Source organism: Bacillus sp. GbtcB10 (genome assembly GCF_019091365.1).
Lineage (GTDB): Bacteria > Bacillota > Bacilli > Bacillales > Bacillaceae > Bacillus > Bacillus altitudinis.
In genome coordinates, this window is record NZ_JAGXJP010000002.1 from 403,359 (window position 1) to 428,625 (window position 25,267).

General features: G+C 40.0%; 25 protein-coding genes. 2 read left to right on the forward strand and 23 right to left on the reverse strand.

From position 1 onward, the window contains the following. Nucleotides 1-6: 6 nt before the first annotated feature. The 3 genes from KVT11_RS07470 to ctpB form a co-directional block, all read right to left on the reverse strand. Nucleotides 7-1,194 (reverse strand): PDZ domain-containing protein, encoded by a 1,188-nt coding sequence (locus KVT11_RS07470; RefSeq protein ID WP_223255594.1) that lies wholly within the window; start codon nucleotides 1,192-1,194, stop codon nucleotides 7-9. 68 nt (nucleotides 1,195-1,262) lie between these two features. Next, the gene (locus tag KVT11_RS07475) at nucleotides 1,263-1,616 is read right to left on the reverse strand and encodes a swarming motility protein SwrAA (protein WP_007500014.1); all 354 of its coding nucleotides are present in this window, start codon (nucleotides 1,614-1,616) and stop codon (nucleotides 1,263-1,265) included. Nucleotides 1,617-1,960: 344 nt separating this feature from the next. Continuing rightward, a complete protein-coding gene (gene ctpB, locus KVT11_RS07480; protein WP_116306283.1) occupies nucleotides 1,961-3,409 on the reverse strand; it encodes a carboxy-terminal processing protease CtpB in 1,449 nt (482 codons plus the stop codon). 153 nt (nucleotides 3,410-3,562) lie between these two features. Between ctpB and KVT11_RS07485 the strand changes: the two genes are divergently transcribed. Beyond that, the gene (locus KVT11_RS07485) at nucleotides 3,563-4,303 is read left to right on the forward strand and encodes a sulfite exporter TauE/SafE family protein (protein WP_017368130.1); all 741 of its coding nucleotides are present in this window, start codon (nucleotides 3,563-3,565) and stop codon (nucleotides 4,301-4,303) included. A 48-nt stretch (nucleotides 4,304-4,351) separates the two neighbouring features. Here KVT11_RS07485 and KVT11_RS07490 read toward each other — a convergent pair whose 3' ends face one another. The 5 genes from KVT11_RS07490 to KVT11_RS07510 form a co-directional block, all read right to left on the reverse strand. After that, on the reverse strand, nucleotides 4,352-5,614 hold the full coding sequence (locus KVT11_RS07490; RefSeq protein ID WP_079919135.1) for a murein hydrolase activator EnvC family protein: 1,263 nt from the start codon (nucleotides 5,612-5,614) through the stop codon (nucleotides 4,352-4,354). 114 nt (nucleotides 5,615-5,728) lie between these two features. Further along, the gene (gene ftsX, locus KVT11_RS07495; RefSeq protein WP_017368131.1) at nucleotides 5,729-6,619 is read right to left on the reverse strand and encodes a permease-like cell division protein FtsX; all 891 of its coding nucleotides are present in this window, start codon (nucleotides 6,617-6,619) and stop codon (nucleotides 5,729-5,731) included. Beyond that, a complete protein-coding gene (gene ftsE, locus KVT11_RS07500; protein ID WP_008348229.1) occupies nucleotides 6,612-7,298 on the reverse strand; it encodes a cell division ATP-binding protein FtsE in 687 nt (228 codons plus the stop codon). The genes ftsX and ftsE overlap by 8 nt, the downstream gene beginning before the upstream one ends. A 382-nt stretch (nucleotides 7,299-7,680) precedes the next feature. Then, nucleotides 7,681-8,010, reverse strand: coding sequence for a cytochrome c551 (cccB, locus tag KVT11_RS07505; protein WP_007500002.1), 330 nt, complete (start codon nucleotides 8,008-8,010; stop codon nucleotides 7,681-7,683). A 48-nt stretch (nucleotides 8,011-8,058) separates the two neighbouring features. Beyond that, nucleotides 8,059-8,907, reverse strand: coding sequence for a YitT family protein (locus tag KVT11_RS07510; RefSeq protein WP_060781471.1), 849 nt, complete (start codon nucleotides 8,905-8,907; stop codon nucleotides 8,059-8,061). Between the two features lie 189 nt (nucleotides 8,908-9,096). Between KVT11_RS07510 and KVT11_RS07515 the strand changes: the two genes are divergently transcribed. After that, nucleotides 9,097-9,831 (forward strand): alpha/beta family hydrolase, encoded by a 735-nt coding sequence (locus KVT11_RS07515; protein WP_116306285.1) that lies wholly within the window; start codon nucleotides 9,097-9,099, stop codon nucleotides 9,829-9,831. 215 nt (nucleotides 9,832-10,046) lie between these two features. Here the strand turns inward: KVT11_RS07515 and KVT11_RS07520 are convergent, their stop codons facing one another. The 15 genes from KVT11_RS07520 to flgK form a co-directional block, all read right to left on the reverse strand. After that, nucleotides 10,047-11,840, reverse strand: coding sequence for a M3 family oligoendopeptidase (locus KVT11_RS07520; protein ID WP_046344580.1), 1,794 nt, complete (start codon nucleotides 11,838-11,840; stop codon nucleotides 10,047-10,049). A gap of 124 nt (nucleotides 11,841-11,964) precedes the next feature. Beyond that, nucleotides 11,965-13,066, reverse strand: a protein-coding gene (gene prfB, locus KVT11_RS07525) for a peptide chain release factor 2 (RefSeq protein ID WP_098680723.1) whose coding sequence is annotated in 2 segments (ribosomal slippage) — nucleotides 11,965-12,993 and nucleotides 12,995-13,066 — 1,101 coding nt in all. Because the reading frame shifts where the segments join, the coding sequence is not laid out codon by codon here. A 67-nt stretch (nucleotides 13,067-13,133) separates the two neighbouring features. Further along, nucleotides 13,134-15,659, reverse strand: a complete 2,526-nt coding sequence (gene secA / locus KVT11_RS07530; RefSeq protein ID WP_116306287.1) for a preprotein translocase subunit SecA — start codon at nucleotides 15,657-15,659, stop codon at nucleotides 13,134-13,136. A 198-nt stretch (nucleotides 15,660-15,857) separates the two neighbouring features. Next, nucleotides 15,858-16,421: a ribosome hibernation-promoting factor, HPF/YfiA family gene (gene hpf / locus KVT11_RS07535; protein WP_007499992.1), complete on the reverse strand. Its 564-nt coding sequence runs from the start codon at nucleotides 16,419-16,421 to the stop codon at nucleotides 15,858-15,860. A 189-nt stretch (nucleotides 16,422-16,610) separates the two neighbouring features. Further along, the gene (locus tag KVT11_RS07540) at nucleotides 16,611-18,296 is read right to left on the reverse strand and encodes a methyl-accepting chemotaxis protein (RefSeq protein WP_116306289.1); all 1,686 of its coding nucleotides are present in this window, start codon (nucleotides 18,294-18,296) and stop codon (nucleotides 16,611-16,613) included. Nucleotides 18,297-18,329: 33 nt separating this feature from the next. Further along, nucleotides 18,330-18,710, reverse strand: a complete 381-nt coding sequence (locus KVT11_RS07545) for a DUF8042 domain-containing protein (RefSeq protein WP_008348244.1) — start codon at nucleotides 18,708-18,710, stop codon at nucleotides 18,330-18,332. Nucleotides 18,711-18,723: 13 nt separating this feature from the next. Continuing rightward, on the reverse strand, nucleotides 18,724-19,065 hold the full coding sequence (fliT, locus tag KVT11_RS07550; RefSeq protein WP_008348246.1) for a flagellar protein FliT: 342 nt from the start codon (nucleotides 19,063-19,065) through the stop codon (nucleotides 18,724-18,726). Continuing rightward, nucleotides 19,062-19,466: a flagellar export chaperone FliS gene (fliS, locus tag KVT11_RS07555; RefSeq protein WP_008348247.1), complete on the reverse strand. Its 405-nt coding sequence runs from the start codon at nucleotides 19,464-19,466 to the stop codon at nucleotides 19,062-19,064. The genes fliT and fliS overlap by 4 nt, the downstream gene beginning before the upstream one ends. Before the next feature lie 17 nt (nucleotides 19,467-19,483). Then, entirely contained in the window at nucleotides 19,484-20,998 is a 1,515-nt protein-coding gene (locus KVT11_RS07560) for a flagellar hook-associated protein 2 (protein ID WP_116306291.1), read from the reverse strand. Between the two features lie 20 nt (nucleotides 20,999-21,018). Beyond that, entirely contained in the window at nucleotides 21,019-21,360 is a 342-nt protein-coding gene (flaG, locus tag KVT11_RS07565; RefSeq protein WP_017368137.1) for a flagellar protein FlaG, read from the reverse strand. 153 nt (nucleotides 21,361-21,513) lie between these two features. Beyond that, on the reverse strand, nucleotides 21,514-21,738 hold the full coding sequence (csrA, locus tag KVT11_RS07570; RefSeq protein ID WP_008348252.1) for a carbon storage regulator CsrA: 225 nt from the start codon (nucleotides 21,736-21,738) through the stop codon (nucleotides 21,514-21,516). Continuing rightward, complete coding sequence (gene fliW / locus KVT11_RS07575; protein ID WP_007499985.1) at nucleotides 21,732-22,166, reverse strand: flagellar assembly protein FliW; 435 nt, start codon at nucleotides 22,164-22,166, stop codon at nucleotides 21,732-21,734. Before fliW ends, csrA begins: the two co-directional genes overlap by 7 nt. Nucleotides 22,167-22,194: 28 nt before the next feature. Beyond that, the gene (locus KVT11_RS07580; RefSeq protein WP_035701576.1) at nucleotides 22,195-22,773 is read right to left on the reverse strand and encodes a DUF6470 family protein; all 579 of its coding nucleotides are present in this window, start codon (nucleotides 22,771-22,773) and stop codon (nucleotides 22,195-22,197) included. Between the two features lie 46 nt (nucleotides 22,774-22,819). Next, nucleotides 22,820-23,731 carry a flagellar hook-associated protein FlgL gene (gene flgL / locus KVT11_RS07585; protein ID WP_017368141.1) on the reverse strand — a complete coding sequence of 304 codons (912 nt, stop codon included), beginning with the start codon at nucleotides 23,729-23,731 and terminating at the stop codon, nucleotides 22,820-22,822. Nucleotides 23,732-23,739: 8 nt separating this feature from the next. Beyond that, nucleotides 23,740-25,260, reverse strand: coding sequence for a flagellar hook-associated protein FlgK (gene flgK, locus KVT11_RS07590; RefSeq protein ID WP_116306293.1), 1,521 nt, complete (start codon nucleotides 25,258-25,260; stop codon nucleotides 23,740-23,742). Between the last annotated feature and the right edge of the window lie 7 nt (nucleotides 25,261-25,267).

Here is a 25,267-nt window from a genome sequence, read left to right on the forward strand (position 1 = left end):
CTTTTTTTAAGATGAAATCGCCGTTGGCTCTTGCTGTGAATCGTCCTTCACAAACAAGATACCAAGCTGGTGATGCTCCCCTTCGTAAGAGGCGCGTTTCTCAAATCTTGTCTGACCATTGAGACCAATGATCTCAAGCTTTGTCAGAGCACGATTGGTTTGTAGTGCTTCATAAAATTCTGAAACGGTTTTGATCTCGATTCCATTGACCTTTGTAATCATTTCTCCGATCTCAAGCTTTAAATCAGCCGCAGGGGTATTCGGAATGATACCAAGCACCATAAGCCCTTGATTCCGCTTAGAGAAAAAGAATGGTGCAGCGTTGTCATTCACCCTCTGCTTCCATGATAAAAAGGCTCTTCCTGCAATCGCTAGAACAACAGCTCCCCACGCAATCGGCTCAAACCAAATACTTGCCGCACCTACTACAGCTACAGCTAGACCGAGCATCATAATACGGCGTGACGTAATTTGAATACTCACAATTGGCAGCGATCCTTGAATACGCTGGCCAAAGCCGATGATGTATGGGATCACAATAAATGAAAAGCTTTGATCGTGCACTTGAAGCACAGGCCACCATGGCAGAGAAGAAGTCCATTCACCTGCCGGCATCAGCAAAACAAGTGGTAGAAGCCACAGACGGTTTGCTCGCTGCTGGCCGATCAAGAGTCCTCTCGCACTCATCACCATTGCAGGCGATGTACGTAAATGCGCCGTTCGATAGGCTAAGATGCCTTCGGTCATTAACAGTAGTCCTAACAGGATCACAACGGCTGATGCATTCATCATTGAAAGCTGCGGCAGCCAAGAATGGCTCACTTGAACAGACATCAGTCCAAATGCCGCAATAAAACTGAAACCGAGTGTGTATGCAGACGAAAGCGCACTCGCCTTAAAGAATAAAGAGAAAACGATGGTCATCGCTGCAATCAGCACGATGAATCCAGGCGGAAGGGAAATCCCTAAGCCTACAGATATGATCGATAGACAAATTCCTGGAACCCATCCCTTTGAATATGTAAATTTCAGTTCATCGTAAACATCTTCTATTCTTGTTTGAAACGCTTTTCTCTCCCGCTTTACGCGGATGTAGCCATATAATAGGCTGATTAATATCATAAAATAAAAAAGAGGATGGATTAAAAACAGACCGACCGCTTTTAATCCGGCTCCCATCCACTCCGAGCTCATTATCGTTCACCGCCCAAGTCAAGCATTTTCTCTTATTCTATCAAATAAATCGATGCTTGACATCAGGTTTATTTCTCCTGATTCATCCAAAGTGTGACATTCGACAGTGAAAAATCTTTTAAATAGTGATTTACATCTACATCTAGTATGCCGCCGAGAAGCTGCATGGACCTCTTGATGTCGGTTAAGTTTATACCAAGTCTCTTATGATTATCCATTAAATAATTGAAGTATATCTCAGCACAGTCTTCATCGATCTCGTCGACTGATTCTACCGTTGTGTAATTGACCAAGTACCTGCTTAACAGCATGAGTAGACTTAATGCCTTTGTAGCCGAAAACGTCACATCTTTCGTACGACTCTTAAGCTCCTCTACCAACTCGTAATATTTTTTCTCTCTCACAATACTTGCCCTTTTCAATTGTGTACCCCCATTTACTAGTTCTTTTAAGAAAAGCGCAAACCTCGGTACAGCTCAATGCTTAAGCTGAATATCCGCAAAAAATAAAATATTTAAAATGAGTGCTACTTTTTATTGTAAGAATTATTTATGTAACATACAACTTTCAAAAGTTTCATTTTCATGACATGTTTAAATCAACAGAAAGTCTCTTATATAAATATGTTATCGGGTAAATTCGAAGGAATGTTATGTTTTTTGTAAAATAAATGAATATATTTCTCGATATAATATATTTTTAAGAATAAATTATTACATGTTCGTAACACTTATGAACCAAAAAAAAGAGGCATTTATTCGCCTCTTTATTTTTTGAGATATAGTGCTTTTAGTGCAGTTTGCAGCTGAAGATCATTCTTTTCATAAGATTTCACTTCATCTACCATCTTGTTCATCATTTTCGCTGTCTTTAAATCAATCACGCCTGATTTTTCGAGATTGTATGTGCTTTGAAATGCGAGTACAGCCTTTTTCGTTTCTTCGTCAAAATATCCATCTACTCTGCCAGGGTCAAATGATAATCCTTTTAACAATGTCTGTGCTTGTCTGACTTCTTCATTGTTCATATCAAGCTGAAGCGGTTCTTTCAGCTGGAGCGGGCCAACGGTGAAGTAATCTGGTTGATGAATCGCAATGGTCGGCACAACGCCTTTTTTGTGAATCCAATTCCCTTTCGGTGTCAGCCACTTATACAGCGTTAATTTAATGTTACTTCCATCTCCCATTGGTACCGCCTGCTGCACAGTTCCTTTACCAAAGGAAACGTCACCTACCACTTCATACTTCCCTGCTTCTTTCATGGCACCAGCCAGAATTTCAGAAGCGGATGCACTTCCTTTATCAATTAAGACATTGATTGGGTATGGTTTTTGTTCTTTTCGTTTTGAAAAATATCGTTTTCGATCGCCATTCCGTTCTGCAATTTGAATATATGGCTGATCCTTTGTGATAAAATGTTTCAAAATGTCTTCCACACTTTGTAGATAGCCGCCAGGATTTCCTCTCACGTCCAGCACAAGGCCTTCCATGCCCTTTTTCTCGAGCTTATTCAAGCTTGCCGTGAAATCCTTCGCCGTATCTTCAGAGAAGCTAGAGATCGCGATATAGCCTGTTTTATGACCATTGACCTCTTTCATTGAAGCCGTTACGGTTTCAAGCGGGATTTCTTCTCGTTTGATATGGAATGTTAACTCTTTTTCAATTCCATTTCGTCTGATTTTCAAGGCGACAGACGTTCCTTTTTTCCCTCTTATTTTCAGTACAGCATCGTTTAGGCTTTTTTCTTTCATCGTCTCACCGTCAATGCTGATGATTTCATCTTTCGGTTTCAGACCCGCCTTTGCCGCAGGGGATTTTTTAAAGGCAGAGACAATGATAATCTTTCCTTCATCCATTCCAACTTCTGCCCCAATTCCTTCAAATGAGGAATCAAGTGAATCCGAAAATTGCTTTGCGGTTTGCTTGTCCATGTATACTGAATACGGATCATTTAAGGTTGAAAGCATTCCTTGAATGGCACCTTCAAGCAGCTTTTGACGATCCACTTCCTCTACATATTCATTCGAAATGAGGTCATAGGCTTTCTCAATTTTCTCCATTCCGTTTTCCTTCGCTCGATCACTTGATTGAGCTTGTCCAGCCACTGCAGCAGCCGCTTTCGGTGACTCCGCTTGAGTCGCCTCTTTATGCGTCATAACCCCTGCACTGATGATGAGAATGACACTTGCCATGATGGATGCGATTTGTTTTTTCATATTTGGCCTCCTTCTTCAACTCTTCCTGATGACCTGAGTTATTATATGCCAGAAGAAGGGATTTCATGTAAAGACATTCTCCTAGGGAGGCTTGACTAATCATTTCATTAGGTGTAATTTTTATTTTGTTACGATCGAGAAGGAGTCTTCGCTATGTATATTATATTGACGATGCTTTTATTAGGAATTTTACTAGGGTTTGTAGGAGCTGGCGGGGCTGGTTTTGTCATCGCATTGCTGACGTTAATCTTTGATGTACCAATCCATACTGCACTTGGGACATCTTTAGCTGCTATGGCATTTACGACTTTATCTGGTGCATACAGCCACTACCGAGAAGGAAATATTCAGCTCAAATCAGGTTTGATTGTCGGTGCACTAGCTTGTATTGCTTCATTTGCCGGAGCAAAAGTGGCTCCTTTTATTCCAGAGGATAGCCTGCACTATTTAACAGCTGGTATGCTCTTTTTATCTGCTGTTTTTATGATGATCAAATTGTTTGTCCTAAAAGAAGATGCTGAACAACAGCCGCTTTCTTCACGCCAATTGCTGATCAGGGGCATTATATTAGGCCTTGTATCAGGGATGCTTTCAGGGATGTTCGGTATCGGATCAGCACCATTTATTCAAGTGGGGCTTTTGATTTTGCTGAAGCTGTCTATTAGACAAGCTGTTGGCACAACGATGCTAGTGATTATTCCAATCTCTATTGGCGGTGGAATTGGTTATATTTCAGAAGGCTATGTTGACTTTATCCTGCTCGTTCAGATCTTAATCGGTACCGTATTAGGAGCTTTTATTGGGGCAAAATTTACACGCCTTGCGCCGAAACCTCTCTTAAAATCCGCTGTGCTTTTAACACCTATTATTGCCGGATTACTGCTGTTATTTTAATTTCATCTACATGAAAAAAGCCGATAACATGCTGTTATCGGCTTTTTGTCAGCGGATATATTGCGCTGGATTGACTGCATTTGATTTCGCGCCATTCCATAATCCTTTATGAATTTCAAAATGAAGATGCTGGCCATAAGACTGACCTGTGTTGCCCATATATCCAAGGAATTGACCTTGCTCGACTCTTTGACCTGTTGACACACTTCTTGTTGAAAGATGAGCGTATACCGTTTGATACGTTTGGCCATTGATGTTATGTGTAATGAACACCACGTTCCCATAACTCGACGAGTAGCTTGAGTTCGTGACTGTTCCAGATGCGGCTGCAACGACAGATACAGTGCCTTTTGCAGCGATATCTAATCCGTAATGCTGTCCGCCAGAACGTCCGCCAAAGCCTGATGAGAAACGGCCTGCAGCTGGTTTAATGAAACCTGAGCTACTTGCTGGTGTATCTGACACTTGATCAGATCCTCCACTTGGTGCAGGTGCACTTTTTTCAGCAACTGCTTGTTCTGCTTTCTTCGCTTCTTCTTTTTGACGACGTGCCTCTTCAGACTTTACCGCCGCTTTTTGATTCGCTAAAATTTCTTGTTCATTTTCAAGCTTTCCTAGTTCATCATGTGCATGTTCTTTTTCTTCCGTTACATGACCAAGGACTTTTCCTTTTTCTTTTTGCTGTTTAGATAGGTCCTTTTTCAACGTTTCAAGCTCTTTCAAAGATGTTTCAAGTCCACTTAGCTGTTTATTTAGCTCTGCTTCTTTTTGCTCTACTAGCTCCAAATCATTTTCGTGTTCTGTAATCATGTCTTTATCTGCTTCGACAATGGTTGTAACAGCTCCCACACGACTGACAAAATCACTAAAGCTACGAGCACCTAGCAGCACATCTAAATAGTTGATTGTACCGCCACTTTTTTGCATAGAACGAATTCGATCTTTGAAAATCGCTTTTCTCTTTTCAATTCGCTCGTTGATGACTTCAATCTCTTTTTTTAGTTTTTTGATCTCTTGTTTCGTCTGTTTGACCTCTTTTTCTTTTTCAGCGACTTTTTCAGTTGCGGCACTTACTTTTTGGTCAATTTTTTCAATTTCTTGCTTTAGCTTTGATTCTTTCTTTTCAAGCTTTGCCAGTTCTGATTTCTTTTTCTTCAAGGTTGATTCAGTCTTCGATGTTTTCTCTTCAATTTGTTGACGTTTTTGATCTAGGTCTTCGTATGCGAATGCACGATTTTCGTTCCCTGGAATGTATAGCCACGTTGTTCCAATAAACGCTGCCATTCCAGCCATCATCAGCTTTCTTTTCAAAACGATATTCCCCTCCCATGACAACTGCCTGCATGAAGAGTCGACCGGATGATTTGGATCAACCGGTCACATCTTCTATAGAATCCTCGAGTGCTGCCATCAATATAAATAGATTTATACTTTCAAGAATTTACGGATGGACGTTAAACTTCCCCACACACCGATAATGGCACCGATCAATAGAAGGACCAGTGATACTTGATAGACAAACGGATTGTATGGAAGCATTGAAATAAATGAACCTTGTACCCTTGGCGCCACCCAGCCGACAGCATATTGATACGTGCCAAGCAATACAGCGATTGGTATAATCGAGCCAAATACACCAAGTAGTAATCCTTCGATGAAGAACGGCCAGCGGATAAACCAGTTCGTTGCACCTACTAGTTTCATAATCTCAATTTCTTTACGTCTAGCAAAAATCGTAATTTTGATCGTATTGGAAATCAAGAACATCGCTGTAAATAAAAGCCCAATAATAAGTGCGATGCCGACATTACGTGCCACTCCGACAACATTAAAGAGTCGGCTGACCTCTTCTTTTCCATAAGTGACTTTATACGTCCCTTTTAGGTTTTCTAATTTCTTCGCTACTTTTGGTGTATCGTGGGGATCTGTTGTTTTCACAATAAACGCATCATTTAATGGGTTTTCTTGATCAACCAGTCCCATAGATTGTCCATTTTCACCAAAGCTTTTAATCAGTGCTTTTAGTTCATCATCCTTGGATGAATATTTCACATCACTGATTTCAGGAATCTTCTCAATTTCTGCTTTTAATTCATCCTGCTGCTTTTGATTCGCAGTTAAATCGATGAGAACTTTTACTTCTACTTCTTTCTCAGCGTTCGATGCCATGTTATTCAAGTTGAGCATAATAACAAGAAAAACCCCAACTAAAATCAATGTGACAGTGACCGCACTAATTGATGCAAATGTCATCCACGTGTTTCTTCCAAGTGAACGGAAGCTCTCACGTAAATGCCGCGAGAGAGTTTTAATCATAAATTCCGTACTCCCCTCTTGCTTCGTCACGCACAATCATTCCATCTTCGATTGCGATGACGCGTTTCTTCATGCTGTTTACAATCTCTTTGTTGTGTGTCGCCATGACGACTGTTGTTCCGCGGTTATTAATCTCTTCCAGTGTCTTCATGATTTCCCATGAAGTATCTGGATCAAGGTTTCCTGTCGGTTCATCTGCAATGACAACCTCAGGATGATTGACGATCGAACGAGCGATCGATACACGCTGCTGTTCACCGCCGGAAAGCTGATCTGGAAATTGACGAGCTTTGTGCTTTAATTGCACCAAATCAAGTACTTCAAGCACTTTTTTCTTAATAATACTTGGCTGTTCACCAATGACTTCAAGAGCAAATGCCACGTTCTCAAAGACCGTAAGACTTGGAAGCAGTTTGAAATCTTGGAATACTACGCCAATTTCTCTTCTCACATAAGGAATTTCTTTTTCCTTCATCGAGCCTAAATCTTTGTTATTAATTAAGATTTTCCCTTTTGTTGGCTTCTCTTCACGATACATCATTTTAATGAACGTGGATTTACCAGCACCACTGGGACCAACAACATACACAAACTCTCCTGGATGGATAGAGACATTGATTCCATTGATCGCCTTTACACCATTAGGATAGATCTTATAGACTTCCTTCATTTCAATCATGTAATCACCTAATCTTTTCTTATTCGCTGTCAAACAGCTTATCATGATGTTCTGACACTTCTCGTCAAAAAACGTTATGTATGGTCACGCACATACCCTTCGATACGCACAAGCAATTTATGTCCTTTTCATCCAAAAAGATGAAAAAATTGAATCGTCTAAATTTCAACAACTCCAATTATACGTCATGAATCGACGCAATGGTATTACATTTATATTTCAAAACTTATAAATAAAAGGTAAATAGAGCAACCAAAACCGAAAAACATGTCTTTTTACCCTTATTTTTTAAATAAAATTTAATATAATACGTTTTCATACTATCCAAAAGTCTTTTTCTACAAATAGAAAATAAAAAAACCTTGTCGATTAGACAAAGGTTTTATTTTTTCTCTGCAAGCCATTTGGCGACTTCTTTTGCTTGTTTTTCATCTACCATTCCGCTTGGCATAGATCCTTTACCGTTCTGGGCAATATCTGCAATTTGGCTTTCATTATATTTCTTCCCGACTTCTTTCAGGCTTGGGCCGCCTCCGCCAGATAAGTCTTTTCCATGACAGCCAATACAGTTTTGTTGATAAATCTCTTCACCACTGCTCACATTTGAAGCACTTTTACTGCCTTCTTTGTCACTGCTGCTTGAATTTCCTCCACAGGCCGCAAGTACAAAAAGCATAGCGACAAAAAGAAGCGTTAATCCGCTCTTTTTCATGTATTTCCCTCCCTTACAATCATTTGGTCAACGTTATTATATCCTTGTTTACGCCCTTTTAAAACCCTCACCAAGCACCTCTTTTGCATCCATGACGATGACAAACGCTGATGCATCGATCGCTTTTACCACTTGTTTCAACTTTGTGAATTGTGACTGCCCTACAACACACATTAAAATAGGCCGGTCATGGTCGGTGTACCCACCTACTGCTGATATCTTCGTTACACCACGATCAATTTGATCAAACACCGCCTGTCTGACCTCATCCTCATGACCCGTAATAATCATGGCCATCTTCGAGTGACTAAAGCCAGCCTGCACGACATCAATCGTCTTACTAGAAATGAACACTCCGATCACAGCGTACAGTCCTTCTTCAATCCCAAAAACAGTCATGGCCGCCAAAACAATCAAACCGTCCATCATCGCTAAACAAGTACCTAACGTCAGCCCTGTATATTTATTGATGATTTTGGCCGCAAGAGCCGTTCCTCCCGTTGAACCATTGCCGAGGAAAACGAGCCCAATTCCGATCCCAATCACTACACCGCCAAATATTGCGGCAAGCAGTGCTTCATGGGTGACAGGAGCAATGTGTCTTGTTAAGAACACCATTAAAGGTAAAAAGACAGAACCAACGAGCGTTTTTATCCCAAATGTTCCACCTAATAAATAAAAGCCTGCGATAAAGAGCGGAATATTGAGACCCCATTGTACATATGCAGCTTCAAAACCGAATGACTGCATAATGGTACTGATTCCACTCACACCGCCAGCAGCAATCTGATTTGGTAATAATAACGTATTAAAGCCAACCGCCACGATGGCTGATCCTATTAAAATAAGTACATAATTTTTCACTTCAATCCAAAGTTGAGAATGTTCCTGCTTCATGTCTTTCTTCCTCCGTTACTTCTGAATGCACACCTATTTTAAGCCCTCTCATTCAGATTGTAAATAACAGCCAAATGCAGTGCTAATGGATTAATACTTTATCACACAGCCGGATCAGCGTACTTGCCGTTTGGCAGAAGAGTAAATGATGGTATATTTAATATGTACATGAGAAAGAAGGGACATACGATGAAGAAAATACTGAAGATCACCGGTATTACATTACTTGCACTCATCATCTTAGCTTTTGGTGCTTTCTATACATGGAGCCGCTTTACATATGGACCATCGGAAGCGTTAAAAAAGCAGATGAAGATTGAGCAAGTCGATCATAAAAATGGGGTATATTCATTTGAAGCATCAAAAAGCGATACTGGCATCATTCTCTATCCTGGGGCAAAAGTTGAACCTCTTGCGTATGCCTATATTGGGAATGCGCTGATGAAGAAAGGCTATTCGGTCTTTATCCCAGACATGCCATTTTCCTTCGCAATATTTAATACGAAGAAAGCAGACGATATCCTCAAAAGTCATCCGGCCATCAAGCATTGGTACATTGGCGGACATTCGCTAGGCGGAACAGCTGCTGCTATGTATGCAGAGAAAAATCAAAGCAAGCTGGACGGCCTTTTTTTCCTTGCCTCCTATCCTGCATCAGATGATTTGAAACAGGCTTCCTTGCAAGTATTATCTATTTCAGGCGAAAAAGATGGTCTCGCAACACAAGAAAAAATCAAAAAATCGAAAAAGCAGCTACCTTCTCAAACGGTGTACCATGAGATAAAAGGCGGTAATCATGCTCAATTTGGCATGTATGGCAAACAAAAAGGGGATCAGCCTGCAGACATTCCAGTCCTCACGCAACAAAAAGACATCGTTCAGACGATGCTGGAATGGTTAAAACCAGCAAAAAAGCTCCCGTAATGGGAACTGCAAGATTGTTTACAAAGGACTAAAATGAACTTGATTTTAGCCCTTTGTCTTCTTTTCAGCGTGATAGAAAACCTTTGCAGCCCTAGGAAGGACGAGCATCGGTGCGGAGCGAATCTGACATTCGTGAGCACCGAAGCGCAGGACTGACACCGAATGCGAGGGTTTGTCTACACGCTGAAGCTCCCGTAATGGGAGCTTTTCATTTTTTATGCCTTCGTCGCTTCTAAAAACTCTTCAGCATCTGCCACAGCCAGTGAAATGGCCTCTTCCCAAAATGCTTTTTGAGTAAGGTCGACACCTAGGTGCTTATATGCCAAATCTTCTACAGTCATTGACGCTGTATCTTTTAATAGCGCAATATATTTCTCTTCAAATGATGCCCCAGCCTGCAATGCTTTTGCGTAAATACCTAGCGAGAACATGTACCCGAAGGTGTAAGGGAAGTTATAAAACGGGACACCTGTAATATGGAAATGCAGTTTAGACGCCCAGAAATGCGGATGGTATTCATCTAAAGAGTCACCAAAGGCTTCCTTCTGTGCTTCTACCATCAACTCATTCAAGCGGTCAGCTGGCACTTCTCCTTGTTTGCGCTCTTCATAAAAGCGTTGTTCAAATAAGAAGCGTGATTGAATATTCATAAAGAATGCCACACTGCGCTGCAGCTTATCCTCTAGCAAACTGAGACGCTCTTCTTCATTGGCCGCCTCTTTTAATGAAGCATCTGCCACAATCATTTCTGCGAATGTAGACGCAGTTTCAGCTACATTCATCGCATATTTACGATTCAACATCCGAACATCCTGCATGACTTCCTGATGGAACGAATGACCAAGCTCATGTGCTAGTGTCGCTACATTGGATGGAGTCCCTGAGAAGGTCATAAAAATACGTGATTCTCCGCTATCAGGGAAATTCGTACAGAAACCGCCCACTCGTTTGTTTGGGCGATTCTCAGCTTCTACCCAGCGTTCATTAAAAGCTTTTTCAGTAAAAGCAGCAAGCTCTTTTCCAAACCCTGCGAAATGCTTGATAATAAAAGCGGCTGCGTCTTGATAAGAATAGGTTTTTGTCTCACTTCCAATAGGCGCTCCCACATCAAACCAGCTTAGTTTATCAACCCCAAGCATGTCAGCTTTACGTTGTAAATAATCAATGAATGGCTGTTTATGTTCATCAATGACAGACCACATTGTATCGAGCGTCTCTTGTTTCATCCGGCAAATATCAAGGGGCTCTTTTAATATATGATCCCATCCTCTGGCTTCATATACTTGTAGACGAAAACCAGCGAGATGATTGAGTGTGCTTGCAAACAAATGTTCATCCTGTGTCCATGCATGTTCTAAATTATGATAGACGGCTTTTCTCACTTCACGGTCTGAATCATCCATCGCATTTTCTGCTTGGCCTACAGAAATCATTTGTGTTTCACCATTTTGCTCAAATGGAATGGTAATTTTGTTCACCAAGCTAGAATAAAGTTCATCCCACGCATGATACCCATCTACTGCTAGTTTTTGAATGAGTGTTTCCTGTTCAACAGGCAGTTGATCTTTCACATGTTCTCTTCGTTCATTTAATATGTAACGAACATCTGAGAAAGCGGCTGAATCCATTAATTCTTCCCACTGGCTAGTAGGTATCTCAGCAAGTGATTGATCAAACCCTGCTAAAATGGTTCCTAATTCAGCTTCCAGCTTGGCAATAGACCCTCGGAGACTGCCCGCCTTCATATCCTTTGTATTTTGAGATTGTAGACAGGATACAAATGAACCTGCTTGTGCTAATTTTTTATATGTGATTTCATACGTTTCAAGGACAGCTGTTAACTCTTTTTCAATTTGTGTATCTTCTTTTGAAAAGGCATCTACCTTTTGTCGTAACTCATCTAATAGCTGCTGTATGTGCTGTAAGTATGTGATAAATTCTGATGAAGAACTGCCTCCTTTAAAAAAGGCATCTAAATCCCACGTCTCTTGTAATGGTTTTAATCCCAAATTATTTCCCCCTTTAATTGCTAATTTCATCATACAAAGGATATAGAGTCAGTATGGCATATGTATTCCTTTATATTCATTATATTTTCTCACAATTAAAAAAACCCGGCAAGAAGCCGAGTTTTTATGATAATTTTGAACGTAAATACGCATCGATAAAGGAATCTAAATCTCCATCCATCACCGCTTGAACATTTCCCATCTCCGTGTTGGTACGATGGTCTTTCACAAGAGAATATGGGTGGAAAACATACGAGCGAATTTGGCTTCCCCAGCCAATTTCTTTCTGTTCTCCTCTGATTTCATCCAATTCCGCCTGTTGTTCTTCGATCCGTTTTTGATAAAGCTTAGATTTCAGCATTTTCATTGCACGTTCTCTGTTTTTGATTTGGGATCTTTCCGTTTGGCACGTCACGACGACATTTGTTGGGATGTGTGTGATACGAACCGCAGAGTCCGTCGTATTGACGTGCTGCCCCCCTGCACCACTTGCACGATACGTATCCACCTTAATATCCTCTGTACGAATATCGATATCAATTTCTTCATTAAATTCTGGCATGACATCACAGGAAACGAAAGATGTATGTCTACGGCCAGATGAATCAAATGGAGAAATACGGACTAAACGATGGACACCTTTTTCTGCTTTTAAGTAACCGTAAGCGTTATGTCCTTTAATCAGCAATGTCACAGACTTAATTCCCGCTTCATCCCCTGGAAGATAATCAAGGGTTTCAACCTTAAAGCCTCTGCGCTCTGCCCAGCGGGTATACATTCTGAGGAGCATCGATCCCCAGTCCTGTGATTCCGTTCCACCTGCACCCGGGTGAAGCTCAAGAATGGCATTGTTTTTGTCATACGGTTCACTTAAAAGAAGCTGCAATTCAAACTCGTTAAATTGTTTTGTTAAGTTCTTCAGCTCTTTTTCAAGCTCTGCATGAAGATCCTCATCGTAGTCTTCTTTTAATAAATCATGCGTCATTTGCAGCTCATCATGAGATTCACTGAGCTCATGATATGTATTCACATAATCCTTCAGTGCATTGGCTTCATTAATGACACCTTGCGCTTTTTGCTGGTCATTCCAAAAGTCAGCCTCTGACATCGTGGCCTCAAGCTCTGCAATTTTCGCTTCTTTTGTATCGAGGTCAAAGAGACCCCCTAAAATCAGCTAGCCTGCTAGCCATATTTTCAAGCTCTTGTCTAATTTCTACTAATTCCATATCCTTCACCTCATAGATGTATGGGGGCTGACATGAATAGAAAGAGGTTTTCACCTCTTTCCATTACTTATTCTGTCTTCCCATGACAATTTTTATATTTCTTGCCGCTTCCGCAGTGACATGGTGAGTTTCTTCCGATATCCACCACTTTACGCACCGGCTTTTTTTTCACTGTTTTCTCCTCATCGCCTTCTTGAGGCTGATGAGCAGTTGTTTGTCCTTGAACGACTTCTTCACGTTCTAGGTTGTTTTGGATTTCTGATTTTAGCACATATTTAGCGACGTCATCTTCAATTGAAGCGACCATATGCTCAAACATCGCAAATCCTTCCATTTGATACTCACGAAGCGGATTGGTTTGTGCATATGCACGTAAATGGATTCCTTGACGCAACTGATCCATTGCATCGATATGATCCATCCACTTCGAATCTACTGCACGAAGAACGATGACTTTTTCAAATTCACGCATTTGTTCATCGCCAAATGTCTCTTCTTTTGCATCATATTTCTCTTTAATCCGCTCCATGATGAATTCGGTGATCTCATCTGCTTCTTTACCGAAGATATCTTTGACCGAAATGGCACCTTCATCTAAATAGTTCGTGTTGATTAATTCAACAAGACCATCTAGTTTCCATTCTTCTGGAAGTTCTTCTTTCGGCGTGTAAGATCCAACAGCCCGCTCAATAGACGATTGAATCATATTGATCACAATCGATTTCAAGTTATCAGAATCGATGACTTCAAAACGCTGTTTGTAAATGACTTCACGCTGTTGACGAAGAACATCATCATATTGCAGAAGCTGCTTACGGGAATCAAAGTTATTCCCCTCAACACGTTTTTGAGAAGATTCAACAGCTTTTGAGACCATTTTACTTTGAATTGGAGTAGAGTCATCCATACCGAAGCGATCAAGCATCGCCATTGTCCGCTCTGCACCAAATCGGCGCATCAATTCATCTTCCATTGAGAGATAGAATTGAGTAATCCCTGGGTCTCCTTGACGACCAGAACGACCACGGAGCTGGTTATCGATACGGCGTGATTCATGACGCTCTGTCCCAATAACAGCAAGACCGCCTAGTTCTTTCACACCTTCGCCAAGCTTGATGTCTGTTCCACGTCCCGCCATGTTTGTCGCAATTGTGACGGCACCTTTTTGTCCAGCTTCCTCAATAATTTGTGCTTCACGCTCATGGTTTTTCGCGTTTAACACTTGATGAGGGATGCCTTTATTTTTAAGCAGTTTTGAAATCAATTCAGATGTCTCAACCGCAACAGTTCCGACAAGAACCGGCTGTCCTGTCATATAACGCTGTGCGACGTCTTCAGCTACTGCTTTAAATTTGCCATCCATTGTGCGGTAAATTAAATCAGGTCTGTCATCACGCACAACCGGTTTATTGGTTGGGATTGTGACAACCTGCATATTGTAAATGTTACGGAATTCCTCTTCTTCCGTTTTCGCTGTACCTGTCATACCAGATAGCTTTTCATACATACGGAAGTAGTTCTGGAACGTAATGGTTGCAAGTGTCATGCTTTCATTCTGCACTTCAAGACCTTCTTTTGCTTCAATGGCTTGGTGCAGACCTTCACTATAGCGACGTCCTTTCATTAAACGTCCTGTGAAGGAGTCAACGATGACGACTTGGCCATCTTCCACAACATAATCAACATCTTTTTGCATCGCAACATGTGCCTTAAGAGCCTGCGCGATATGATGGTTAAGAGCGACATGTTTGACATCAAACAAGTTCTCAATGCCGAATGCTTTTTCCGCCTTCGTCATTCCGCTTTCCGTCAGCTGTACACTTTTTGTTTTAATATCATAAGTGAAATCGTCTTCTATTTTTAACGTACGAACAAAGGCATTTGCTTGTACGTAAAGTTTCGTCGATTTTGCAGCTTGTCCAGAAATAATAAGAGGTGTTCTCGCTTCATCAATTAAGATGGAGTCAACTTCATCGATGACGGCATAATGAAGTGGTCTTTGAACCATTTGCTCTTTGTACAGCACCATGTTATCTCGTAAATAATCGAACCCAAGCTCATTGTTTGTTGAATACGTGATATCAGCAGCGTACGCTTCTCTTTTTTCATCTTTGTCTAAACTGTTTAAGTTCAAGCCAACCGTTAATCCAAGAAATTCAAAAATCTTGCCCATTTCCTCTGCATCACGGCTTGCCAAATATTCGTTGACTGTCACAATGTGGACGCCTTTTCCAGAAAGAGCATTCAAATAAACAGGCATCGTTGATGTCAACGTTTTCCCTTCACCTGTTTTCATCTCTGAGATATTCCCTTCATGAAGGGCAATCCCCCCCATGAGCTGTACCTTAAATGGGAACATTCCTGTCATGCGGCGTGATGCCTCGCGAACCGTTGCAAATGCTTCAACCAAAAGGTCGTCTACAGATTGTCCTTTTTCAAGTTTTTCTTTAAATTCGATCGTTTTATTTCGTAAAGCCTCGTCAGATAATTTTTCAAAATCTTGAGCGAGAGCTTCGATTTCATTTGCCTTTTTTTCATATCGGCTGATCGTACGTTTCGTAGGATCAAACACTTTGTTTAAGATTCCAAGCATATAATAACGCTCCTCTATTTCATGCAATTTTTCGGCATGTCCAAAAGTTTGACAGGTCCATATTTACCTGCATTTATCATACCATACCTTCCTTGATTTCCAAAGAATTTGCAATGATTTAGCACAAAAAACCCGCCCCTAATGAAGGGAACGGGTTTACTTTTTTTAGGTCATTTTCGGATCAAAAGGAACGAATGATTAAGCGTTCGGCTCAATGAGTCCGTATTTACCGTCATTTCGGCGGTATACCACATTGGTCAAATTTGTCTCAGCATTTGTGAAGACAAAGAAACTGTGACCTAACATGTTCATTTGGAGAATGGCCTCTTCGCTATCCATTGGTTTTAGATTGAAGCGTTTTTGTCTGACGATTTCTGTTTCATCAATTTCTTCGTCATCTTGAACTGCTACTTCGGAAGCACCGTTTCCTCCAGCAAATAAATGCTTTTTCGCACCTTGCTCACGGAATTTACGGTTCACTTTCGTTTTATGTTTTCTAATTTGACGTTCTAATTTACTGGTTGCTAGGTCTACTGCATTGTACATATCCTCATTATGCACCTCTGCTCGAAGTGCTAGATCAGTCATTGGAATGGTAACCTCAACTTTAGATTCTTGATCGTTGTAAAATTTCAAGTTCACGTTGACTGAAGCATCAACATCTGACTCAAAATAACGCTCCAACTTTCCAATTTTTTTCTCGACATGATCTCTTAGTGCAGGTGTTACTTCGATGTTTTCTCCTCGGACATTGTAATTCATGTAAAGAACGCCTCCTTTAAAATTAAGGATATGTAAACTTATTTCTACTTTTCCCTCCTTTTCTCCTGCTCAAACGTAAAAAAAATGTGAATTTTTATTGAAATTTGTCGAATCCTGCGGTGCTTCAGCTTTTACTTGATAGGTGATGAATATATATTCGATTGATTCTTGAAAAAGACCATGGCGCTGTTAAATCTTGAAAGATGAAATAGATGTTTTCAGTGATTGAGACAAAGTTTTTAAATCTTCCGCAGCTGCTTTCATTTCCTCATTCGCCGCTAGTGATTCTTCAACAGCCGCCGACATGTACTCTGTCTCCTCAGAATTTCGCTTGGCTCCTTCTTCTATCACACCAACTGTTTGAGAAATTTCTTCTGTACTAGCTGAGATTTGCTCTGTCGTGGCAGAAAGCTCCTCTGCTTTCATCGAGATATCACGGATGGATTCCAGAATTTCTTGAAAGCTCTGTTCAGACAATTGCGATACTTTCACACCTTCTGCTACATCTCGTTCCACTTTCGTCATAGATTGAGACGATCTTTCAGTATCTTTGTTCACGTTGGCGAGTAACTGACTAATTTGATCAGTCAGCTGACTTGATTCTTCCGCCAGCTTTCTGACTTCATCTGCAACAACCGCAAAACCTCGTCCATGTTCCCCAGCCCTTGCTGCTTCAATGGCTGCGTTTAAAGCAAGTAAATTTGTCTGATCTGCAATGGCATGAATATTCCCCAGCAGGTCTTGAATGCCGGTAAACTGTACTTGTACATTGGCCATTGTAGAATGATGTTCATTCACAGATTCCTTAATAGAACTCATTTGTTTCACAAATTGTTGAATGAGGGATGCGCCCTCTTCAGCCTTTTCAGTCACTGAAATTGAGTGACCCGAAACATCAGACGTATGTTCAGCCGCATTATGCATACCAGTCGAAACTTCTTGAATTGAAGAAGCTACTTTTCCTACTGCATCCGATTGTTCACGTGAAGCTTCACTGACCTGTTCAATCGAGCTAGACGTCTGTTCACTAGCCGAAATGGTTTGACTGATGGTTTCTTCAAATTGAGTAGCTGAATCGGCTAATTGCCTTGACCCGTTTTGCACCTGTAAGATGAGCTGACGCAAATGAGCGGTCATTTGGTTAAAAGCCGTACCGAGCTGGCCAATTTCATTTTTAGAGGTCACTTCAATCTCTTCAAGTGTGAGGTCACCATCTGCCATTCTTCTTGCTGCATGTGTGACAGAGACAATCGGTTTTGTCATACGATGAACAAACCTTGTGCCAATGACTAAAAAGCCGACTATAATCGCTGCGCTAACGAGAATAAGCGTCAGCAATAATTGGTTACTTTCTTCATTGAGCTGACTGATTTTTTGATCCCGCTGTTTCAATTGTGTTTGGGCAAATTCTTTTGTAAAGGTATGTATTTCTTGTTCGATAGGTTGTAATTCTTGACTGAGGCGGGTGTTGAATTCTTTTTGATTGTTAGTATTCAATGAGATAAATAGCCTTTTCGTGGATTCATAGTAAAGCTCATTCTTCTGAGAAATCTTTTCTAACAATTTTTTTGCTTGTTTGACTGTACTCAGTTTTAAAGCATCACCTGTTTTTTTATTAATATCAACATAGGTATCTTCAATATTTTGTGAGACTTTCCTATCCTGCACAACCACATACGTTTTAATTTGTGCTTCCTGTTTTTGCAGCAGTGCTTCTAATTCCAGCGAGGTCTGGTACAGCTTCACTTCTTTGGTGAGAAGTGCTTTATACGATTGATCTGTTTTGTAGTAGATAAAGCTAGAAAATCCTAAAATACTGACAAACAATATACATATGACAATAAGCCCAAATAAAAATTGATTTTTTAGTCTCATAAATTCCTCCGAATGGTCTGAATTGAACAAAAATTAATGAATGACATACGGCCTCATACAGGCATGTATTTCATCCATCCACTTTCTATATTCAGGTATAAAATATGATGTAAGGAATGACTGGAAGTGATTTGAAGGGAATGTATAGAAAGCTAGTATATCGAAACTTAAAAAAATTTGGTCAAACGATCGAATCGTCTTGGCAAAGTGCTCATTTTCAATAATTGAAAGCAGAAGCGGGTGTGTTGTCTCTAAATGAAAGAAGGCATGGATCAGATCATTAAAGATCCGATCCCCTTCTGTTTTAGCGAAATCCTTCTCAATTTCATCTAAATATTTTAGACTCTCTTCTATCGTATATAGAAGGTCATAATATGTGGTTAATAAAATATAGTCATCTGAACGATACGCCACAGGTCTCACCTATTTATTTCCGTTTATCGTAGTATACGCCGTCACTTGTCATGGGCTGATACGGATTTTGATAATTCAGCTGTTTTGTTTTCTTACGTTGAATGGCTTGAATATCTGCCTTGATCCCATTTTGAATCTCCGTTAACTGCTTGGCCATCAGTTGATCTGTTTGAATGATTTCTTTGATTTTCTCTTTTTCTTGGACGGAAAGCTCATGTTGAATGTCTCTCATTAGTTCGTCTCTCTCAACTAAAAAAGCATCAAAGTCTTCAACGAGTGTTTCGCTTTGCGGGTTGGCCTCTATTTCCGCTGCCATTTTTAACGTTTGGTCATGCAGTTGGTCCACAATACTCATAGAGATCCCCCAATAGAGTGGTGACGCCCTTTTCGATCGGTTTGAATGACTTCCTTCCAAGCATCTCGGAAATCAGTCACATATTGCTCTACTTCATTCAGGATCTCTTCGTCATTTTGCAGATTGGCTTCAATCAGTCTTCGATAGATGTAGTCATACATACTTGCCATGCTCTTTGATACATCATACGTACGATTTAAGGTGACATTTAATTCTTGGATGATGTTTTGAGCCTTTTTCAGGTTCAAGTTTCTCATTTCAGCATCTTCTTTTTGAATGCCATGCTTTGCTAGTCTAATAAACTTTAAGCATCCTTCATAAAGCATAAGCGTTAACTCGGCCGGTGTTGCGGTCTCAATAGAATTTTTCTGATAGGCGGCATAAGGGTTCTGAATTGCCATATGTTATAAACCTCCAATTATTGTCCAAGCAGTTGAGAAAGATAGCCAGATTGGTTGTTTAGCTTTTGAATCGCACTATCCATGGCGTTAAACTTTTTGTAGTAACGAGCTTCCACCATTTTTAAACGATCTTGGAATGTACTCATTCGTTGGGTCAAAGAATCAAGGTCCTTACCAAGTCCGTATTCTTTTAGCTCCATTGTTGTACTACCAGCTTTTGTTTGAATACTCTTTGTATAGGCTGTTAAAGAATTTTTGACACGATAGATGATTCCTTGTTCTTTATATTGCTGCTGTGCTTTGTCTTTGTCTTTAGAATCGACATTTAAAGAACCAGAGATAAACATTTGACTGACCTTTTGTGGGTCTTCTCCAATGGCTTTTCTTAGTTTTTCTTCATTAATTTCAAGCTTTCCACCATCTTTATATTTCGATGATGTAGTAATGCCGATTTGGGTGATTTGAATTTTATTCGCATCGCTTGTCGTAATTTCGGCATAAAAATCACTTCTTAATTTAGCAGTACCTGATCGTAAAATAGAATCACTTCTCAACAAGCCCGACTTAGCTGTTGTTTCCCATAGCTCGACTTCTTTGTCAGACATGGCTTTTTTCTCTTCAGCCGTTAATGGATAATAGTCTCTGTTTCGTTTTTCATTCACTTTACCATTGACCTGTTCAACAAGTTCATTGTATTTATCAACAAATTGTTTAATTTTATCAAAGATGGCATCGACATCTGTTGAAACGTTCAAGCTGACAGGCTTATCTGTTGTTCCTTTCAGCTCATATGTGATACCAGCCTGCGTGAAGGTATTATTGTTATTTTCCATTTTGAGACCATTAATTTCGTATTGCGCTTTCTGTCCTTGAGTGGTGGCAACTAATTTGTTATCTCCATCCACTTGGAAGCCTAGTTGCGTTAAAAATGAAGCAGAATTACCATCTGCCGCCTTAATACTGACACCTTCACCAGTCGTACGCGAAGTCAGAGCGATCGTATCTACGTAGTTGGTTCCATCAAAGATCTGGCCTTTATAAGCCGTGACACCAAGTTGAGAGCTGTTCAATTTTGTCACGATTGTATCAAGGGTATCTGTATCAGTGGTATTAATGGTCACTGTTTTTGGTGTTGTAGAATCTGGTGTCGTCACCTCAAACGTAAACGTACCGTTTGAAGCAGTAAATCCAGATGTACTAGAAGATTTGAATACGGATGCTGTCGCTAATTGGGTCACATTAATCGAGCCAGAAGAAGCATTTGTTGAGCCAGTTGCTGTGACAGCAGATTCATTTGAGCTTGTCACCTTTTTTGCGCCATATGTACTTGGACGCGTTAAGTTTAAACTGTTGATCAAATCATCTAATTCTTTGACCTTTGAATTGACCTCGCGGTAGCTGTCTCTTTGCCATTCAAGTGTTTGTTTCTGACGTGTCATTTTATCAAGTGGTGCTTGCTCAGTTTTCATTAGCTTTGAGACGATTTCATCAATATCAAATACATTTGAAAATCCAGTAATTCGATTAACCATTGTTTATGATCTCCCTTCAATTACATTCTTTTATCGACAAATAAACCGACAATCTCTGTCATTGCCGCATAGAAATCAAGCCATTCTTTGGAAGGAATCTCTCTAATGACTTCTTCGGTTTGGTTATCTACGACTTTGACATAATATTCATTGAGTTTTTCATGCAATTCAAATTGAAGATGAAATTGAGTAGGTTCAATCAGCTTATTGGCTCCTTGAAGCGTTTTTTCAATTTCTTCTTTTGAAACGACTTTTCCATTTGCTTGTAAATCGTTGTTTGCATTATCATTCTGATGATTCGTAACACGGGTTTGAAATGCATCAATCAGTGGCTCTATCGAAGTCAACTTACCAACAGACATAGTTATTCAGCTCCTGTGCTTTGATCTATCTTTTATATCGGCTTTGAATTATTAAATTAAATATAGATGGCCCGATTTGTTAAAGTTTCATATAGATGGTGTACTTCTACGGTTTCACACGGAGGAGGATAGACAAATAGGATAAAAAAATCCTCACTTTTTTTGTGAGGATAATTGAGAAAGTAGATCAAAGGACAAGCTAGCAGCACGGCTGTTTTCTTCTTGAATAGACAGGTATACTTCCTTCCTGTGAATATCAATATGCTTAGGAGCCTCAATTCCGACTTTTACTTGGTCGCCTTCAATCGCAATAATTTTAACTTCAATATCGTCGCCTATTTGAATCGATTGATTTAATTTACGAGATAGAACTAACATGAGGAAGCCACCTCTAGCAAATGTTTTGTATGATAGGCTGAATCATGCAAAATGACCTGCTTGGCTTTCATGTTTTTCCGATTTACAATAATAGGCGCTCTTAAATTGGCTGTCGTTTTTTCAATAGAAGATCCCATTGTTAAAATAACCATGACTTCCACATCATTGGCATCTTCCACCCCAAGAATGTCTACAACCGATTCTTCTAAGTCAAATTCATATTGATTGAAGAACAAAAATGGGCTGCTGACAATAAAGCCTAGTTCCGCATTTTCCAAAGATTGGAGAACTAAAAATGGGGATTCCTCTGATAAAGGTAAAATGACAAATTGTTTTTGATCCAGAAATCCTGGTATCCCATTAGAGAAGTGAATGATTTGCTCCTCTTTAATCGTCACTTCACCATGGTATTTTGTTTGAATGATCATAATTCACGACCTTTTTCATTTTTCTTAACTATACCTTATCACCATTTTGACCTGTTTCGTCAACTTCTATTTTTAATTCTGGGTATTGTAACATATCAATATGAACTTTACCTGGCTGGTAGTTAACAATTGGTTTATGAGGTGTTGCCTCTATAATAGCTTTTTGCGGCTCCACATCAATTTTAAGTTCAGATGGCTGATAGTGAATTTTCACACTAAAAAATGAAGGAATCACACCGATGTTGAATTGTTTTGCTGGAGGACTGCCATTGATTTTCGCAAACTCAGCAATCGCATTCCCACCATTCTCGATCTTGATGAGTTCACTTCCTTCTTCCGCTCTACGCCCCATTCCTTCTCCAATCGCACGTTTCCCCTCCGCAGCCCATTCCTCTGAACGTCTAAAAATCGACTTAATATCCATATCGGCAAATGCCTCGGTTTGATCTATGGTTAATTTCGACGGTGTCCTTGTGATATTCATGACAGCTCTTGGCTGCTGAATCTCAAGCTCAGCTCTTGGCTGCTCTACTTCTTGCCTGGAAGGGGTTGTCGACATTTGCAGCTTTGCATAAGTTTGCTCCATTAACAATCTAGGGATTTGCATAGGTTCACCTCCATGATGCAAAAAAGCACCCAACGGATGCTTTTTCTTATCTTAAGAAATCGACAAGGGATGGCTGAATCACTTTAGCTGTCGTCGCTAAAGCAGCTCTATTTACAGTCTCTTGTTGAAGAAGATCAAGAATGGCTTTCTCACTTTCTACATCTTCGGCATCTGATTTAGCCTTTTTCAGCACTTCAAATTGCGAAGTCAAACGGCTCCCGACTAAGTCGATACGATTGGATCTAGCCCCAAGATCTGAACGCTCAGCACTCATCACTTCTTTAAACTGATCGATATTTCCTAATGCATCATCAGAATTTGTAAACGTTCCATTTTTTAATGAGTTTTCTAAATCAGTCAGCATTTCAATGACATTTTGACCACTGGCAGATTGCCCACCAAAAGCTGAAAGAGGATTTGAATTCACATTTAATGTGATTCCATCAGAAATGTTCGATTGAACCACGTTTGCATCTGTATAGTTTTCAAAGTTAAATGTAAACGTACCATCTGCATTCTCTACAACTGGTTTAACATTTGTATTCGTCCCATTAAAAACAAACTTACCTAACATCTGCGTGTTCATTGCATCAATGATTTGATTCTTCATCTGACCAATTTCCACTCCGATAGCAGCTAAATCTTCTGGCTGTTTTGTTCCATTGGCCGCATCGAGTACTTTATCTCGTATATTTGACATGATATCAATGATTTCAGTGACACTTGTTTCAGATGTATCAATCCAGTTTCGTGCCTCATTTAAATTAGTTTGGTATTGCTCATTTCGAAACATGGCTGTACTATACTGAAGACTTTTCACTGCTGCAACAGGATCATCGGACGTTTTTGTGAAACGTTTTCCAGACTGTGCCTGCTCATTAATTTTAGAGAGTTTTTCATAACTTTTACTAATATTTCGAAGTGAATTTTGAGAAATCATACCTTGCGTGACTCGCATCAGTTACCCTACCTTCCTACGACTCCCATGCCGTTTATTATTTTATCTAATACTTCGTCTTGTAACGTCATAATTCTTGCAGCTGCATTATACGCATGCTGAAATTGGATCATGTTCGTCATTTCTTCATCAATAGATACAGAACTAGTTGACATCCTGCGTTCATTGGCTGAATTCACAAGAGCTGCTGAACTGCTTTCAAGGGTCATGTTCTTTTTAGCTTGTATCCCCATTTCAGCAATAACATTCTGATAGTAATCCTGAATCGTAGTGGTAGTTCCGCCGATTGGCAGCTTTAAGTTTTGAATATTAGCTAATTTCGTAGCATTCGAACCATCACCTTGCGTTTGATTAAGAGATGCAGCAATGTTATCTGTCGATGCTAAAATCACGTCACTCACTTTGATACGTGCTGCCAAGCCCTTATTCAAATCATTGTTATTCTCAATATCGAAAAAGTCTTGTCCACTTGTGCCATTTAACGTGTACCCTTGCTTATGGACGTCGTTAAAAGTATCCATAAATACTTTTGCTACTTCATCCAGCTCAGCAAGCATATCCGGGTACATGCCTTTTTCAGCTCCATTAGACATATAACCATACGCCTCAACAAGTGCTTTTACTTTACCATTCACTTGTAATTGATCAGCTGCGATGGTTGTCGTTCCAAATTGGAGTGAGTTAACAAGTCCTGTCGTATTATCATAGGAAAGTTGTAATTCAGATTTTTCATTGGTAATGCCATTTAAAATTGCACCAGCAGATTGTCCATTAGCACCGATAATGTCGATGTTAACGGTTCCTTCAGCAATTTCCAGAGCATTTCCTCCAGAAGGGTTGTAGCTCACTTTAATATCAACAAGTGAGGAAAGCTGATCTATAAGAGCGTCTCGGGTATCATAAAGATCATTGGGAAGATAACCATTTGGCTCAACTGTTGCAATCTGTTTATTCACTTCATCAATTTGAGTTAATAGGGTGTTCACATTTTTTGCCGTTGAATCGAGTTCAGTTTTCAAATTCTTTTGTATCGTTGTTAAAGAAGAATTTAGCAGGCGGAATTGATCTACTAAAGCCTGAGCACTTGTCTTAACAACTGTACGGGCTGAAGCAGTATCAGCATTTTTCGATTCTGATAAGACTTGTAATGATTTCCAGAGATTATCAAAGGCTCTATTCAAGCCTTCATCTGTTAAATCATTCATCACTCCTTCCATTTGTGAAAGAGCATCAGACTTCGTCGCATAATAAGACAGGTTATTGTTATGATCTCTATACTGAAGATCTAAAAAGCTGTCTCGAATTCTTTCAACAGTTCCAACTTGGACACCTGTCCCCATTTGGCCGTATGTCTTGCCATCATAAACTGAAATCACTGGGTAAGGATTCTCTGCTTTAAAGGTAACTCTCTGTCTTGAGTAGCCATCAGTATTTGCATTGGATACGTTGTTTGATGTGACATAAAGCCCTGCACGCTGGGCTGTGATTCCTCGTTTTGCCGTTTCTAGTCCCATGAATGTAGAACCCATAGATATC

Bases quoted from the DNA above. Each gene is read 5' to 3' on its own strand.
- KVT11_RS07470 (WP_223255594.1), bottom strand. From the start codon at position 1,194: ATGAGCTCGGAGTGGATGGGAGCCGGATTAAAAGCGGTCGGTCTGTTT.
- ctpB (WP_116306283.1), bottom strand. From the start codon at position 3,409: ATGAAAAAACAAATCGCATCCATCATGGCAAGTGTCATTCTCATCATC.
- KVT11_RS07485 (WP_017368130.1), top strand. From the start codon at position 3,563: ATGTATATTATATTGACGATGCTTTTATTAGGAATTTTACTAGGGTTT.
- ftsX (WP_017368131.1), bottom strand. From the start codon at position 6,619: ATGATTAAAACTCTCTCGCGGCATTTACGTGAGAGCTTCCGTTCACTT.
- ftsE (WP_008348229.1), bottom strand. From the start codon at position 7,298: ATGATTGAAATGAAGGAAGTCTATAAGATCTATCCTAATGGTGTAAAG.
- cccB (WP_007500002.1), bottom strand. From the start codon at position 8,010: ATGAAAAAGAGCGGATTAACGCTTCTTTTTGTCGCTATGCTTTTTGTA.
- KVT11_RS07510 (WP_060781471.1), bottom strand. From the start codon at position 8,907: ATGAAGCAGGAACATTCTCAACTTTGGATTGAAGTGAAAAATTATGTA.
- KVT11_RS07515 (WP_116306285.1), top strand. From the start codon at position 9,097: ATGAAGAAAATACTGAAGATCACCGGTATTACATTACTTGCACTCATC.
- secA (WP_116306287.1), bottom strand. From the start codon at position 15,659: ATGCTTGGAATCTTAAACAAAGTGTTTGATCCTACGAAACGTACGATC.
- hpf (WP_007499992.1), bottom strand. From the start codon at position 16,421: ATGAATTACAATGTCCGAGGAGAAAACATCGAAGTAACACCTGCACTA.
- KVT11_RS07540 (WP_116306289.1), bottom strand. From the start codon at position 18,296: ATGAGACTAAAAAATCAATTTTTATTTGGGCTTATTGTCATATGTATA.
- fliT (WP_008348246.1), bottom strand. From the start codon at position 19,065: ATGAGTATTGTGGACCAACTGCATGACCAAACGTTAAAAATGGCAGCG.
- fliS (WP_008348247.1), bottom strand. From the start codon at position 19,466: ATGGCAATTCAGAACCCTTATGCCGCCTATCAGAAAAATTCTATTGAG.
- KVT11_RS07560 (WP_116306291.1), bottom strand. From the start codon at position 20,998: ATGGTTAATCGAATTACTGGATTTTCAAATGTATTTGATATTGATGAA.
- flaG (WP_017368137.1), bottom strand. From the start codon at position 21,360: ATGTCTGTTGGTAAGTTGACTTCGATAGAGCCACTGATTGATGCATTT.
- csrA (WP_008348252.1), bottom strand. From the start codon at position 21,738: ATGTTAGTTCTATCTCGTAAATTAAATCAATCGATTCAAATAGGCGAC.
- fliW (WP_007499985.1), bottom strand. From the start codon at position 22,166: ATGATCATTCAAACAAAATACCATGGTGAAGTGACGATTAAAGAGGAG.
- KVT11_RS07580 (WP_035701576.1), bottom strand. From the start codon at position 22,773: ATGCAAATCCCTAGATTGTTAATGGAGCAAACTTATGCAAAGCTGCAA.
- flgL (WP_017368141.1), bottom strand. From the start codon at position 23,731: ATGCGAGTCACGCAAGGTATGATTTCTCAAAATTCACTTCGAAATATT.
- flgK (WP_116306293.1), bottom strand. From the start codon at position 25,260: ATGGGTTCTACATTCATGGGACTAGAAACGGCAAAACGAGGAATCACA.